Origin of the sequence: Conexibacter stalactiti (genome assembly GCF_033542075.1) — a bacterium.
Lineage (GTDB): Bacteria > Actinomycetota > Thermoleophilia > Solirubrobacterales > Solirubrobacteraceae > Conexibacter > Conexibacter stalactiti.
Genome location: NZ_JAWSTH010000067.1, coordinates 21,910 through 35,870, shown reverse-complemented (window position 1 = coordinate 35,870; position 13,961 = coordinate 21,910). Strand labels below are relative to the sequence as shown.

Here is a 13,961-nt window from a genome sequence, read left to right as displayed (position 1 = left end):
GGCGGCGCCGCGAGCGCCGGCGCGGCGAGCGGTGGCGCGGCGACCGCCGCCACCTCCGGCTCCGCGCGCAGCAGGTCGAGCATCCGGCGCATCTCCGCGAGCGCGCGCTGGCTCGCCGCGCGCGCTCGGCGCAGCGCGCCCAGCACCGCCTGCGGCGCGACCGTCAGCGGCGAGCGCAGCGCCTCCAGCTCGTCGAGCACCGTCCGCACGCAGCCGGTCACGACCGCGTGCAGCTCGCGCGCGATCCGCGTCCGCTCCTCCGTCAGCGCCAGCGCGACCGCCGTCGCGCCGTCGTCGGCGGCCGCCGCGCGCGCGTGCGCCCGCGCCACCGCGAGCGCCTCGGTGCGGTCGCGCAGCAGGATGCCGCCGGCCGCCGCCGGGACGAACAGCGACAGCTCGCCGAGCCAGGCGTCGAGCGTCGGGTGGTGCAGCCAGCCGGCGGCGTCCAACGCGGCACGCGCCGCGAACAGCGCCAGCAGACCGGCGAGCGCAGCCGCGCGGGCGCGGCGCGGGTCGCCGACGTAGGCGCCGAGCCCGAACAGCGCGAGCGTCGGGTAGAGCCAGCCGAGCGCGCTGAACGCCTCCGGCCGCAGCCCCCAGCCGACGCTGATCGCCTGCAGCGCGACGGCCCAGGCGAAGAACAGCAGCGGGTGCGCCCGCCGCGTCGTCACCGCGGCCGCCGCGACCGCCCACAGCAGCCGGGCGGCGAGCGCGCTGCCCTTCGGCTCGGTCAGCAGCAGCTCCAGCTGGCCGATCAGCAGCACCAAGCCGGCCAGCAGCAGGTCGAGCCGCCGGGCGCCGGCAAGCTCGCGGCGCTGCTGCTGCTCGTCAGCGACCATCGCCGGACGATAGGCGGCGGGAGAAGCCGTCAGGAGCGGCGTGCGAGCGGCGAGGGAAACCACGCAACCGGCCGCGTGATCAGCCCGGCTGCCGCTGCGGCGCCTCGGCGACGAGGCCGTGGCCCAGTTCGACGAGCCCAGTCTCGTAGGCGGCGATCACGATCTGCGTGCGGTTGCGCAGGCCGAACTTCGTCAGCACGTTCGTCACGTGCGTCTTGATCGTGCCGGCGCTCAGCTGCAGCCGCTCGCCGATCTCGATGTTCGTCAGGCCCTGCGCAACGAGCCGCACGACGTCGATCTCGCGCATCGTCAGACGACCGAGCCGCTCGGCGACCGCCGCGTCGGGCGCGGGCGTGCGCACGTAGTGGGCGATCAGCTTGCGCGTGATCGACGGCGACAGCAGCGCGTCACCGCGCGCGACGGTGCGGACCGCGTCGACGAGCGCCTCCGGCCCGGCGTCCTTCAGCAGATACCCGGACGCGCCGGCGCGCAGGGCCGCGAGCACGTACTCGTCGAGGTGGAACATCGTGACGACGAGGACGCGTGTCGCCGGCAGCTGGGCCTGCAGCAGCCGCGTCGCCTCGATCCCGTCGAGGTCGGGCATGCGGATGTCGAGCACGGCGACGTCGGGCTGGGTCCGCAGCGCCAGCGCGAGCGCCTCGGCGCCGCTGGTCGCCTCGCCGACGACCTCGATCCCCGGCTCGGTCGCGAGGATCGTGACGACCCCGCCGCGCAGCAGCGCGACGTCGTCGGCGACGATCACGCGGATCGGCGGGGCGGTCCCGGCCTCGGCTGCGCTCATCGGCGGATTCTCCGGCCGCGACGCCAGGAGGCGCATCCACCCAACCGCTCGACGGTCTCGCCCAGATGGCGGAGGCGCCTCTGGCGAACGGGTGAGCGGACCGCCGCGGGCGACTGGGCGGCGACGCGCTTCATTCGCGTCAGACGCTCCGGTACGGTGCTGCGATGGCCGCCGAATCGCGCCCGACGGGAGCGAGAGCCCAGGCCGCGAACGCCATCGTGCCACTGCCGAGCGCGCTGCCGCCGCTCGTCGCCGCCGCGCTCGTCTTCCTCGCCGCGGGCGCCGTGCTGGTGCTGGAGATCCTCGCGGTCCGGCTGCTGGCACCATACGTCGGGCTGACGCTGGAGACGACGACCTCGATCATCGGCGCCGCGCTCGCCGGAATCGCGGCCGGAGCGGCGGTCGGCGGCTGGCTCGCCGATCGCACCGACACCCGCCGGCTGGTCGTCGGGCTGCTGATCGTCGGCGGGCTGCTGGCGCTGCTGACGGTTCCGCTCGTGCGCTGGCTCGGCCCCGGCGCGCGCGGCGGCGGCGACCTCGCCGCGCTCGGGATCACGCTCGTCGCGCTCGTCCCGCCGGCCGCCGTCCTCAGCGCCGTCTCGCCCGCCGTCGCGCGAATCCAGCTGCACGACCTGCGCGCCAGCGGCACGACCGTCGGCCGCCTCTCCGCGTGGGCGACCGCCGGCGCGCTCGTCGGCACCTTCGGCAGCGGCTTCGTGCTCGTGCCGCTGATGCCGGTCAGCACGGCCGTGTTCGCGACCGGCGCGCTGCTGGTGGTCGCCGGGCTCGCGCTCGGGCTGCGCTTCCGCGCGCTGAGACCGGCGGCCGCGCTCGCCGCGGTGGCCGCCGCGGTGGCGTTCGGCACGCTGTCGGTGACGGGCGACTCGCCCTGCGACGCGGAGACCGACTACCACTGCGCCCGCATCGCGCTCGACGGCGCGCGGCCGAGCACCCGCGAGCTGCTGCTCGACGACGTGCGCCACTCGTTCGTCGACCTCGACGACCCGACCCACCTCGAGTTCCCCTACACGCAGTGGATCGCCGACGCGATCGACACGAGCGGCCGCGACGGCGACCCACTCGACGTCGTCTTCATCGGCGGTGGCGGCTTCACGCTGCCGCGCTGGCTGCTGGCGACCCGCCCGGGGTCGCGCGCGCACGTGCTGGAGGTCGACGGCGACCTCGTCGAGGTCGCGCGGGAGCGGCTGGGGCTGCGCACCTCGCCGTCATTGCGCGTCACGGTCGGCGACGCGCGCATCAGCCTGCTCGACGTGCCCGGCCGCAGCGCCGACGTCGTCGTCGGCGACGCCTTCGGCACGCTCGCGGTGCCGTGGCATCTGGCGACCGCCGAGTGGGCCGACGAGATCCGCCGTGTGCTGAAGCCGGGCGGCCTCTACGTCCTGAACGTGATCGACCAGCGGCCGCTGGAGCTGCTGCGCGCGGAGGCGGCGACGTTGCGCGACCGCTTCGCGCACGTGCGCCTGATCGCCGTCCCCGGCCGCGGCGGAGACCCGGCCGGCGGCAACGGCGTGCTGCTCGCCTCCGACCGGCCGCTGCCGCCCGCGGCCGGCTCGACGGCCGACGGCGCCCGCACCTGGGACGAGCGCGAGGTCGCGCGCTTCGCCGCCGGGGCGCAGGTCCTGCGCGACGACGACGCGCCGGTCGATCAGCTGCTCACGAGTTGACGCTCCCGACCGCGCCGAGCCGGCGCGCGCTCGTCGTCGGCCGTCGCAGCGCGACGCGGCGGAGGCCCTGCGGCAGCATCGCGTCGGCCTCCCGCATCGCGGGCGTCAGGCGCAGCAGCGTGCTCAGCAGTTGCAGCGGCGCGCCGGCCGCCCACGCCTGCGGACGCGAAGCGGTCGGGAAGGCGACCGGGACGGACGTCATCGCGGCCGGGAAGCCGCCGAAGACTTCGGGCAGGCGGTGCTCGAAGTGCGGTGCGGCGCTCAACACCGCGAGCGCGACTCTCGTCGCCGCGTCGCGGTGGCCGTAGCGCGCCAGCCCGGCCGCGATCAGCGAGTTCTCGTGCGGCCAGACGGTCCCGGTGTGGTAGCCGAGCGGGTTGTAGCCGCGCTCAGCCGTGCCGAGCGTGCGCACGCCCCAGCCCGACCACAGCTGCGGTTCGAGCAGCCGCTCCGCGGTCGCCGCGGCGGCGTCGTCGTCGAGCAGCCCGGACCACAGCAGGTGGCCGATGTTCGACGTGACGCTGTCGACGCGGCGCTTGTCGCCGTCGAGCGCGAGCGCGCAGCAGCCGCGCTCGGGCATCCAGAAGTCCTCGTGGAAGCGGACGCGCAGGGCCGCTGCCTGGCGTTCGAGCTGCTCGGCCAGCAGCGGGTCGTCCCAGACCTCGCGCGCCAGCCGCGCGGCGCGCCGTCGCGCGTCGTAGACGTAGCCCTGGATCTCGCATGTCGCGATCGGTCCGCGCGCGAGTCTGCCGTCGGCGAACTGGATCGCGTCCCAGCTGTCCTTCCAGCACTGGTTGGCGAGGCCGCTCGCGTCGTTGCGGCGGGCGTACTCGACGTAGCCGTCGCCGTCGGCGTCGCCGCTCTCCTCGATCCACCGCAGCGCGGCGCGCGCGTGCGGCTCCAGCTCCCGCACGAGCGCGTCGTCGCCGGTCCAGCGGTGGTACTCGTCGAGCAGCACGACGAACAGCGGCGTCGCGTCGGCCGTCCCGTAGTAGGGCGAGTGGGGCCGCTCGCCGTTCGCGGTCAGCTCGCCGAAGCGCAGCTCGTGGAGGATCTTGCCGGGCTCCTGCTCGTGGAAGTCGTCGCGCGAGGTCGCCTGGTGGGCGGCGAGCGTGCGCAGCGCCGTCGCCGCGAGCCCCGGCAGGTACGGCAGCGCCTGGAAGCTCGTGATCAGGCTGTCGCGGCCGAACAGCGCCATGAACCACGGCAGGCCGGCGGCCGGCAGGGTCGCGCCCTGGTGCAGCTCGGGACGCATCCGCAGCGCGGCGAGGTCGCTGAGGCTGGCGCGGTAGGTGCGCGCGAGCGCGCCGTTGTCGGTCTCGAGCTTCGGCGCGGCCGCGAGCCACTCCTCCAGCTCGCCGGCCTTCGCGCGCGTCAGCTCGTCGATGTCGCCACGCCGCGTGCGGCGCGGGAACTCGGCGCCGGGCTGCGCTGCCTGCGGCGTGAGCGTGAGGTCGACCGACCACTGCTCGGCGGGCGCGAGCTGCGGCGTGAACTCGAAGCCGTGGCGCGTGATCGTCGCCGGCCGGCTGGCGACGATCTCGACCGAGCGGCGGAAGCGCTCGTGCGCGTACGCGAGCACGAGCGCGGTGTCGTCGTGATGGAAGAGGATCTCGCGCGCCGCGACGGCGCCGTCCTTGACCTCGAACAGGTCGGCGAAGTCCGTGTCGACCTCCAGCGCGACGTGCAGCCGGACCGGCTCGTGGCGGTGGTTGGTGACGGTGATCCGCTCGCTCCACACCTCGTCGACGAGGCGGCGGCGGATCACCGACCAGGCGGCGCTGTCGTCGGGGTCGACGACGGGGGCGAGGAAGAAGCCGGCGGAGAAGTGCGCGGCCTGGTCGAGCCCGAGCAGCTGCAGCGGCGTCGCGCCGATGCGCAGGACCCAGCGCGACAGGAAGCGCGTGTCCTCGCTGAAGAAGCCGTGCTCGCGCCCCTCGTCGGCGCGCACGTCGCCGCTGCGGTCGCCGATGACGAACGTGCTGCCGTCGAGCACGCTGAGGGTGCGCTCAGGCATGCAGCGCCACCATCGCCCGATCGCTCTCGACCCTCATCGCGACGTTGTAGGCGCGCTCGTAGGCGGAGGCGACGACGTCGGCGTCGCAGTGCGAGCCGACCCAGGCGCGGCAGGTGCGCGCGCTGATCTCCGGCAGCCGTGCGACAGCGGCCGCCATCGCCTGCTCGTCGTCGACGAGGAAGCCGTTGACGCCGTCCTCGATCAGCTCGGTCGCGGCGCCCTCGCGGAAGGCGATCACCGGGGTGCCGCAGCTGAGCGCCTCGACCATCACCATCCCGAACGGCTCGGCCCAGCGGATCGGCATCAGCAGCCCGCGCGCCCCCGCGAACAGCGCGCGCTTGTCCGCTCCGCTGATCTCGCCGGCGAAGCTGACGTGCGTGCCGTCGAGGTGCGGCGCGATCTCGCGCTCGAAGAAGGCCCGTCTGCCGGGTTGGATGACGCCGGCGAGGATCAGCCGCACGCCGGCCTCGCGCGCCGCCGCGATCGCCCGGTGCGGCCCCTTCTCCGGCGTGACCCGGCCGACCCACAACAGGTAGTCGTCCTTCTGCTCGCGCAGCGGCCAGGCGTGCACGTCGACCGGGTTGGGGATCGGTTGCGCGGTGACGAGCGTCGGCGGCGCGGAGGCCAGCTGCGTACGGCTGATCGGGACGATCGTCGCCTTGTCGCCATGGCGCGCGTAGAAGGCCGCGGTCGAGCTCGTGAACTGGCCGTGCAGGGTGTGCACGAGCGGCGTCTGGAGGCGGTCGGCCATCGCGAGCGCGGTGAAACCGCAGTGGTCGTGGACGACGTCGAAGCTCGGCAACGCCGCGTCGATCAGCTCGAAGGCGCGCGCGACGTGGTCGGCCTCGTACAGCGAGCGCTCGATCTCGTCGGCATGGCTCTTCGCCAGCAGCGGCTCGACCGTGGCGCTCGACGTCGAGCCGGGCGCGCAGAACAGCGTCACGTCGACGCCGCGCCGGACGAGCGCCTCCGTGAGCACGCTGACGACCGACTCGACGCCGCCGTAGCCTTTCGGCGGGACGGCGATCCATGGCGGTGCGAGCATCGCGACGTTCATGGGACTCCTCGCGAGCCTCTCAAGGGCTGCGGTCGCGAGGCAGAGAGGTCGGAAAGGACCGAGCGAGCGCACGACCGCGCACGCGATCGACCGGTCGAGCGTAGCACCGCTGTCCGGTGCGATCAGGCGGGGCGTCTGGTCGTGCGGGCGCGCCGCCGCAGGCGTGCCAGGCGGCGTCCGACCCACAGCTGGTCGGCGCCGGCCCAGGCGGCGAAGCAGAGCCCGCCGACGGTGCCGGTCACGGTCAGCAGCAGCCCGGCCGCGGCGGTCGCCGCGACGCCGTCTCTGCCGAGGATCAGCACCGCCGCGGCGGCGCCGGCGCCCGGCCCGATCGGCAGTTGGCTGAGCGTGCTGACGGCGATCAGCACCGCGATCGCGTCGAACAGCGAGGCGTCGACGCCGACGGCGTGCAGCAGCATCCAGTTGCGCGCGATCTGCGCGAAGACGGCGACGAGCACGAGCGCGACGAGGCGGCTGCCGCCGCGCAGGCTGCGCACGACGAGCAGCCCTCTCCACAGCTCGCGCCCCTTCGCGAGCGCGAGGTGGCGCAGCCCGGCGCTCAGCAGGCCGATCACGGCGACGGCGACGAGCGGCAGCCACCACGGCAGTCCGAGCGGGCCGATCAGCGTGAACGAGGTCAGCGCGGCGAGCGCCGCCTCGACCGCGAGGATCGGGAACTCGGCGGCGATCAGCGTCGGCACCTGCGGGCTGACGCTCGGCGAGGAGCGTCGCAGCGCCGCGATCCGCGCCGCGACGCCGAGGTTGCCGTTGATCGTGCCGCCGAGCACCTGCATGCTCGAGGCGCGGAACAGCACGCGTCGCTGGACGGTCCCGCCGGCGGCCTCGATCGTGCGGTGCCACGCCTCGCTGCGCGCCAGCAGCGCGACGATCTGCAGCAGCGCAGCGACGCCGAGCAGCCACAGCGGGGCACTCGTGAGCGCGGTCTCGAACTCGTCGCGTCGCCGCCAGAGCGCGATCACCAGCGCGACGGTCACGACGAGCGAGCAGGCGATCGTCAGCGGCAGACGCCGACGGCGTGCGATGGCCCGCAGCCGCTGCGGCAGCGAGCGTGGTGCGGCTCTGGTCACGACGACCGTTTCCTGGAAGGTTGAACTCCAGTCTAGAAATACTTGACAGGGACTTTCTCTTGGTCTTAGGGTAAGTCTCGTGTGAAGCGTTGGCGCGTGGTTGTGGGAGGTCGCGCCGGCCTGCGCTCGGTGGTCAAACCGAGAGGTGGAGAGAGATGAAGCGGAACAGGCTCAGGAACGCCTGTCGAGTACCCCTGCTCGCGCTCGGCGCGGCAGTCGCGCTGGGTGCGGCGGCAACGCCGGCGCTCGCCGTCGGGGAGAGATTGAACGTCTGGCTGACGCCCGGCAGCGGGTCGAGCGGACTGGCGGCCCAGGCCGACGTCACGCTCGGCAGCCCGGCGCGCGGCACGTACAACGTCGAGGTCGACGACAGCAAGGTCACGCAGACGGTCGACGGCGGCTTCGGCGCCTCCTTCACCGACTCCTCGGCCTACCTGCTGATGAGACTGAAGACGTCGAACCCGAGCGCCTACTCGACGCTCATGAACAAGATCTTCGGGACGGCGACGTCCGACGCGATCGGGCTGCGCTTCTGGCGCGTGCCGATGACCTCGTCGGACTTCACGGCGACCAGCACGCACTGGACATCCCAGGACAGCTCGAGCGCGGCGTTCGCGCTCAGCGCGCAGGACACCGGCCGCATCATCCCGGTGATCAGAGACGCGCTCGCGATCAACCCGAACCTCAAGATCATCGCCTCCCCCTGGAGCGCGCCCGGCTGGATGAAGAGCAACGGCTCGATGATCTGCAACACCGGCACGGGCAACAGCACGCTCCTGCCGGCGCACTACCAGAGATGGGCCGACTACTTCGTCTCCTGGATCAGAGCGTACGAGTCCAACGGCATCCCGATCTGGGCGGTCACGCCGCAGAACGAGCCCGGCTACTGCCCGACCAACTACCCCGGCATGGAGTGGACGCCGGCCGCCGAGAGCGCCTGGGTCTACAGCTACCTGCGCCCGTCGCTGACGAGAGCGGGCCTGAACGAGCAGATCCTCGGCTTCGACCACAACTGGGACAACTTCGTCTACCCGGTCGCCCTGCACGGCCTCGGCACGCCGCAGTACGACGGCTTCGCGTGGCATTGCTACAACAACGCCTCCGATCCGGCGGCGATGACGAAGCTGCGGAACCTCGATCCGACGAAGGGCGTCTACGAGACGGAGTGCTCGTCGGACACCAGCCCGACGGACATCATCAGATACGGCACCGCCGACATGACGCTGAAGTCGGTGCAGAACTGGGCCCAGGGCGTCATCACCTGGAACCTCGCGCTCGATCCGACCGGCGGCCCCCAGCTCGGCGGCTGCGTCGGCTGCGTCGGGCTGATCACGATCGACCCCTCCAGCGGCGCCGTGACGCTGCGCAACAACTACTACCAGCTCGGCCAGATCTCGAAGTTCGTCAGCGCGAACGCGAGACACATCGCCTCGACCGTCGACGCGCACGGGATCGTCACCGCCGCCTTCAAGAACGCGGACGGCACGGAGACGCTCGTCGCGCACAACACCAACGCGACCGCGACGAGCTTCACCGTCAGCTGGAACGGCAGAGGGTCGTTCAGCTACTCGCTGGCGTCGCGCGCCACGGTCACCTTCCGCGGCACCGTCCCGGCGGCGACCGCGATCTCGGCGACGCCGGCCAACGGGCGGATCGTCAAGTTCGTCAGCCGCACCAGCGGCAAGCCGTTCGGCGTCTCCGGCGCCTCGACGGCCAACGGCGCGAGAATCGTCCAGTGGCTCGACAACAGCGACTACGACCAGCAGTGGAGACTGGTCGACGCGGGCGGCGGCTACTGGAACCTGATCAACCGCAACAGCGGCCTCGGGCTCGACAACGGCGGCACCTCCAGAGACGGCGACAAGATGCAGCAGTGGGCGGTCACCGGGGTCGGCAACTCGAACCAGCAGTGGCAGATCACGGCGGCGACGAGCGGCTACTACCGGATCGTCAACCGCACGAGCGGCAAGTCGCTCGACCTGTCCGGCGGCGGTCTCGAGGAGGACAACCAGATCCAGCAGTGGACGACCACCAGCGGTGAGACCAACCAGGAGTTCCAGCTCGTCCCGACGGGTTGAATCTGATCCATGTCGATGACCCGCCGGACAACCCGCGACGTGCGCCTCGCAAACCGCGCGAACGTGCTCTACACGCTCCGCCGCGAGGGGCCGATCAGCCGTCAGGACGTCGCCGTCCGGGCGGGCGTCTCCGCCGCCACCGCCGCCAACGTCGTCGGGCAGCTGCTGGAGGAGGGGGTGCTCAGCGAAGCTGGGCAGCTGCCCTCCAACGGCGGCCGCCCGGCGTCGCTGACCGGCATCAACCCCGCCTACGGCGTGATCGTCGGGATCGATCTCGGCGAGACCGCCGTGCGGCTGGAGCTGTTCGACCTGGCGCTGCAGCGCACCGCCGAGGTCGAGGTTCCGGTCGGCGCGGAGGACCGCAGCGCCGACGCGATCGTCGAGCTGATCGCCGAGGGCGTCGACCGCCTGCTGGCGCAGTCGGGCACGGCGCGTGAGCGCGTGCTCGGCCTCGGCGTCGGCGTCCCGGGGATCGTCGAGGACAGCGGCACCGCGCTCGTGCACGCCCCCAGCATCGGCTGGAGCGGGGTTCCGCTGCAGTCGCTGCTGGAGGCGCGCACCGAGCTGCCGAGCACCGTCAGCAACGGTGCGAAAGCGCTCGGGACGGCGGAGTCGTGGTTCGGCGCCGCGGGCGAGGACCAGGACGTCGTCGTCTGCCTGATCGGCACCGGCGTCGGCGCCTCGTTCCTGCAGCAGGGCAAGCTCTACCGCGGGGCGAGCGCAAGCGCGGGCGAATGGGGGCACACGACGCTCGTGCTCGACGGCGACCCGTGCCGCTGCGGCGCGCACGGCTGCCTCGAGGCGTACGTCGGCGCGCCCGCGATCGCCCGCCGTTGGGTCGCCGCCGGAGGGGCCGGCGGCGAGCGCGAGGACGGACACGGGGACGAGGAGGCGATCGAGCACCTGGCGCTCGCGGCCGAAGCGGGGGACGAGCGCGCGCTCGGCGTCCTGCGCGAGACCGCGCGCTACCTGGGGGCCGGCGTCAGCGACCTCGTCAACCTGATCAACCCGGACCGCGTGGTGGTCGGCGGCTGGGTCGGGCTGCGGCTCGGCCCGCTGCTGCTGCCGCTGGTCCGCGACGCGGCGCGGGGACGGGCGCTGCGGCCGCCGTTCGAGCAGTTGACGCTCGACCTCTGCCGGCTGGGGCCGGACGCGGTCGCGCTCGGCGCGGCGACGATGATCGTCGATCGCTTCTTCGCTGCGGGAGGCCAGCGAGAGGCACGGGGGAACTTGGCACACCACGGAGGAGAGGACGCACGGTGAGAAACCTGCGATCGGTCGTGGCGCTGTTGGCCATGACGGCAGCGATGGGCGGCGGCATGGCCGCCTGCGGCTCGTCGGACGAGAGCGACGAGAGCGCGAGCACCAGCAGCGGAAGTGCGACGGCGGCGGCGACGACGGCCGAGGGCGGCAGCAGCGGAGAGGATCTGACGATCGCCTTCCTGATGCCCTGCTCGACCTGCGCAGACCGCTTCGAGAACCAGGACAAGCCGCTGTTCGAGGCGGCGGTGCAGAGAATCGCCCCGGGCGCGAAGGTGATCGCCAACAACGCCGAGGGCGACTCGGCGCGGCAGGTGACGCAGACGGAGTCGGCGATCACCAACGGCGCCGACGTGATCGTCGTCTCGCCGCTCGACGAGGCCGCGGGCGCCGCGATCTCCGACAAGGCGCAGCAGGCGAAGATCCCCGTCGTCTCCTACGACGGCCTGATCACCGACGGCCACGCCGACTTCTACGTCTCGTTCGACAACGAGGTCGTCGGCCAGCTGCAGGGCGAGTTCCTCGCCAGAGAGCTGCCCGAGGGCGCGACCGTCGCGTTCATCAACGGCGACCAGTCGATCGCTCCCGGCCGCCAGTTCAAGGCCGGCGCGCACAGAGCGCTCGACCCGCTGATCGAGTCCGGCAGACTGAGACTCGGCTACGAGGGCGACGCGCAGCAGTTCGACCCGCAGAAGGGCCGCACGCTGATGGAGCAGGCGCTGACCCGCCTCAACGACAGAGTCGACGGCGTGATCGCGGCCAACGACGGCCTCGCCGGCGGCGTGATCAACGCGCTGGAGCCGCGCGGGCTGACGGGCAGAGTGCTCGTGACCGGCCAGGACGCGACCGACGCCGGCCTGCAGCGGATCCTGCTCGGCCAGCAGACGATGTCGGTCTACAAGGCGATCAAGGCGGAGGCCGAGGCGGCCGCGGAGGTCGCGGTGGCGCTCGGCACCGGCAAGGCCGACGAGGCGGCCGGGATGGCGACCTCGACGACCGACAACGGCGCCGGCGACGTGCCGTCGATCCTGCTCGACCCGGTCGTCGTGACGGCCGACAACATCGTCGACACCGTCTTCGCCGACGGCTTCACGACGCCGGAGAGAGTCTGCACCGGCAAGGCAGCGGAGAGATGCCCGAGATGACGACCACCGAACCCCTCCTGCGCTTGGAGGGGATTCGCAAGTCCTACGGCGCGGTCCACGCCCTCAGCGGCGTGGACCTCGACGTCCACCGGGGCGAGGTGCTCGCCCTGGTGGGCGACAACGGCGCCGGCAAGTCGACGCTCGTGAAGACGATCGCCGGCGCCCACGCAGCCGATGCGGGCCGCTTCCTGTTCGAGGGGAGCGAGGTCCGCATCGGCTCGCCGCAGGCCGCCGCCGAGCTGGGGATCGCGACCGTCTACCAGGACCTCGCGATCTGCGACAACCTCGATGTCGTCGCCAACCTCTTCCTCGGCCGCGAGCAGGTCCGCGCGCCGCTCGCCGGCCGGCTGCGGCGGCTCTCGAACGCCGCGATGGAGCAGCGCACGCAGCAGGTGCTGGCCGACCTGTCGGTGACGACGCTGACCGACCTGCGGCGCCCCGTCTCGGGGCTGTCGGGCGGTCAGCGTCAGGCGGTCGCGGTCGCGCGCGCCGTGCTGTGGGGGTCGAAGCTCGTGCTGCTCGACGAGCCGACCGCCGCGCTCGGCGTCGAGCAGACCGACATGGTGCTGGGACTCGTGCGCTCCTTGGCGGAGCGCGGCCTCGGCGTGATCGTGATCTCGCACAACCTCTCCGACGTCTTCCGCGTCGCCGACCGCATCGCGGTCCTGCGGCTCGGCAGAAACGCCGGCACGTTCGTGCGCGCCGAGAGCGAGCCCGACGACGTCGTCGCGGCGATCACCGGCGGCCGTCTGCTGTCAGGGGCGAAGGCATGAGCGCCGTTCCGACCCCCACCGACGCGCCGACCGACGCCCCCGCCCCGCGCGTGGGCCTCGGCACGCGCCTCGGCGCCGCCCGCGACGCCGACTGGGGCCCGGTCCCCGTGATCGTCGGCCTCGCCGTGATCTGGATCGTCTTCCAGCTCTTGAACGAGAACTTCCTCAGCGCCCGCAACCTCTCCAACCTGGTGCTCCAGGTCGGCGTCGTCGGGATGCTGTCGCTCGGGGTCGTGCTGGTGCTGCTGATCGGCGAGATCGACCTCTCGCTCGGCACGCTCGCCGGCATGTGCGCCGCGCTGATGGCGGTGCTGCTGACCAACGACGGCTGGCCGGTGTGGGCCGCGATCGCGGCGGCGGTCGCCGTCGGCGCCGCCGCCGGACTGCTGCAGGGCGGGATCTCGGTGATCGTCGGCGTGCCGTCGTTCGTCGTCACGCTCGGCGGCTTCCTCGCCTGGCAGGGCGTGCAGCTGACCCTGCTCGGCAACGCCGGCGAGCTGCGCGTCGAGGACGAGTTCGTGCGCGGGATCGCCAACAGCTACCTGCCGAGCTGGCTCGCGTGGGGCCTGCTGGCGGTCGCGGCCGCGGGCTGGTGGGCCGACGTGGCGCTGCGGCGCCGCGCGCGCACGCGGCTGGATCTGAAGGTCCGCCCGCTCGCGCGCGACGTCGCCGCCTGCATCGCGCCGGTCGCCTTCGGCGCGCTCGTCGTCGCCTACCTCGACGGCTACTTCGGCGTGCCGTGGCTGCTGGTGCTGCTGGGCGGGATCGCGGTCGCGCTCGGCGCGCTGACGACGCGCACGCAGCTTGGCCGCCACCTGTTCGCGATCGGCGGCGACAGAGAGGCGGCGCGGCGCGCGGGCGTGCGCGTCGACCAGATCCGCGTGCTCGTCTTCGCGCTCGCGGCGGCGCTTGCGGCGATCGCCGGCCTGATCGCCGTCTCGCGCCAGTTCGCCGTCTCGACCGGGACCGGCGGCGGCACGCTGCTGCTGGAGGCGATCGCGGCGGCGGTGATCGGCGGCGCCAGCCTCTTCGGCGGCCAGGGCCGCGTCTACCAGGCGCTGCTCGGCGCGCTCGTGATCGCGAGCGTGGAGAACGGACTCGACCTGCTCGGCAAGCCGTCGAGCACGAAGGACATCGCCACGGGGGCCATCCTCGTGGCGGCTGTGAGCATCGATGCGATCAGCCGGCGCCGGCGCGCCGCGCGTGGCGCTTAGGAG

Annotated in this window: 11 protein-coding genes; 6 read left to right on the top strand and 5 right to left on the bottom strand. The window is 73.1% G+C overall.

Annotated features, from left to right (window positions below; translation table 11 throughout):
• Positions 1 to 839, bottom strand: an 839-nt coding sequence (locus tag R7226_RS21190) for a histidine kinase (RefSeq protein ID WP_318599309.1), incomplete at its 3' end; no start/stop codon positions are given.
• A 79-nt stretch (positions 840 to 918) separates the two neighbouring features.
• Positions 919 to 1,641 carry a response regulator transcription factor gene (locus tag R7226_RS21185; protein ID WP_318599308.1) on the bottom strand — a complete coding sequence of 241 codons (723 nt, stop codon included), beginning with the start codon at positions 1,639 to 1,641 and terminating at the stop codon, positions 919 to 921.
• A gap of 164 nt (positions 1,642 to 1,805) precedes the next feature.
• Between R7226_RS21185 and R7226_RS21180 the strand changes: the two genes are divergently transcribed.
• A complete protein-coding gene (locus tag R7226_RS21180) occupies positions 1,806 to 3,326 on the top strand; it encodes a fused MFS/spermidine synthase (RefSeq protein ID WP_318599307.1) in 1,521 nt (506 codons plus the stop codon).
• Here the strand turns inward: R7226_RS21180 and R7226_RS21175 are convergent.
• The 3 genes from R7226_RS21175 to R7226_RS21165 all read right to left on the bottom strand — a co-directional run bounded on the left by R7226_RS21175 (position 3,316) and on the right by R7226_RS21165 (position 7,488).
• Complete coding sequence (locus tag R7226_RS21175) at positions 3,316 to 5,343, bottom strand: amylo-alpha-1,6-glucosidase (RefSeq protein ID WP_318599306.1); 2,028 nt, start codon at positions 5,341 to 5,343, stop codon at positions 3,316 to 3,318. The two genes, R7226_RS21180 and R7226_RS21175, sit on opposite strands and share 11 nt — an antisense overlap.
• Positions 5,336 to 6,400 (bottom strand): glycosyltransferase family 4 protein, encoded by a 1,065-nt coding sequence (locus R7226_RS21170; RefSeq protein ID WP_318599305.1) that lies wholly within the window; start codon positions 6,398 to 6,400, stop codon positions 5,336 to 5,338. The genes R7226_RS21175 and R7226_RS21170 overlap by 8 nt, the downstream gene beginning before the upstream one ends.
• 122 nt (positions 6,401 to 6,522) lie before the next feature.
• Positions 6,523 to 7,488, bottom strand: coding sequence for a lysylphosphatidylglycerol synthase domain-containing protein (locus R7226_RS21165; RefSeq protein WP_318599304.1), 966 nt, complete (start codon positions 7,486 to 7,488; stop codon positions 6,523 to 6,525).
• Between the two features lie 155 nt (positions 7,489 to 7,643).
• On the opposite strand from R7226_RS21165, the gene R7226_RS21160 reads away from it, so the two are divergent.
• From R7226_RS21160 to R7226_RS21140, 5 genes are read left to right on the top strand one after another with little or no spacing between them, the layout of a single operon-like run.
• On the top strand, positions 7,644 to 9,566 hold the full coding sequence (locus R7226_RS21160; protein ID WP_318599303.1) for an RICIN domain-containing protein: 1,923 nt from the start codon (positions 7,644 to 7,646) through the stop codon (positions 9,564 to 9,566).
• A 15-nt stretch (positions 9,567 to 9,581) separates the two neighbouring features.
• Positions 9,582 to 10,829, top strand: coding sequence for an ROK family transcriptional regulator (locus R7226_RS21155; RefSeq protein WP_318599302.1), 1,248 nt, complete (start codon positions 9,582 to 9,584; stop codon positions 10,827 to 10,829).
• The gene (locus tag R7226_RS21150) at positions 10,826 to 11,971 is read left to right on the top strand and encodes a sugar ABC transporter substrate-binding protein (RefSeq protein ID WP_318599301.1); all 1,146 of its coding nucleotides are present in this window, start codon (positions 10,826 to 10,828) and stop codon (positions 11,969 to 11,971) included. Before R7226_RS21155 ends, R7226_RS21150 begins: the two co-directional genes overlap by 4 nt.
• Positions 11,968 to 12,744, top strand: a complete 777-nt coding sequence (locus R7226_RS21145; RefSeq protein ID WP_318599300.1) for an ATP-binding cassette domain-containing protein — start codon at positions 11,968 to 11,970, stop codon at positions 12,742 to 12,744. Before R7226_RS21150 ends, R7226_RS21145 begins: the two co-directional genes overlap by 4 nt.
• Positions 12,741 to 13,958: a sugar ABC transporter permease gene (locus tag R7226_RS21140; RefSeq protein ID WP_318599299.1), complete on the top strand. Its 1,218-nt coding sequence runs from the start codon at positions 12,741 to 12,743 to the stop codon at positions 13,956 to 13,958. The genes R7226_RS21145 and R7226_RS21140 overlap by 4 nt, the downstream gene beginning before the upstream one ends.
• The last annotated feature ends 3 nt before the right edge of the window (positions 13,959 to 13,961 follow it).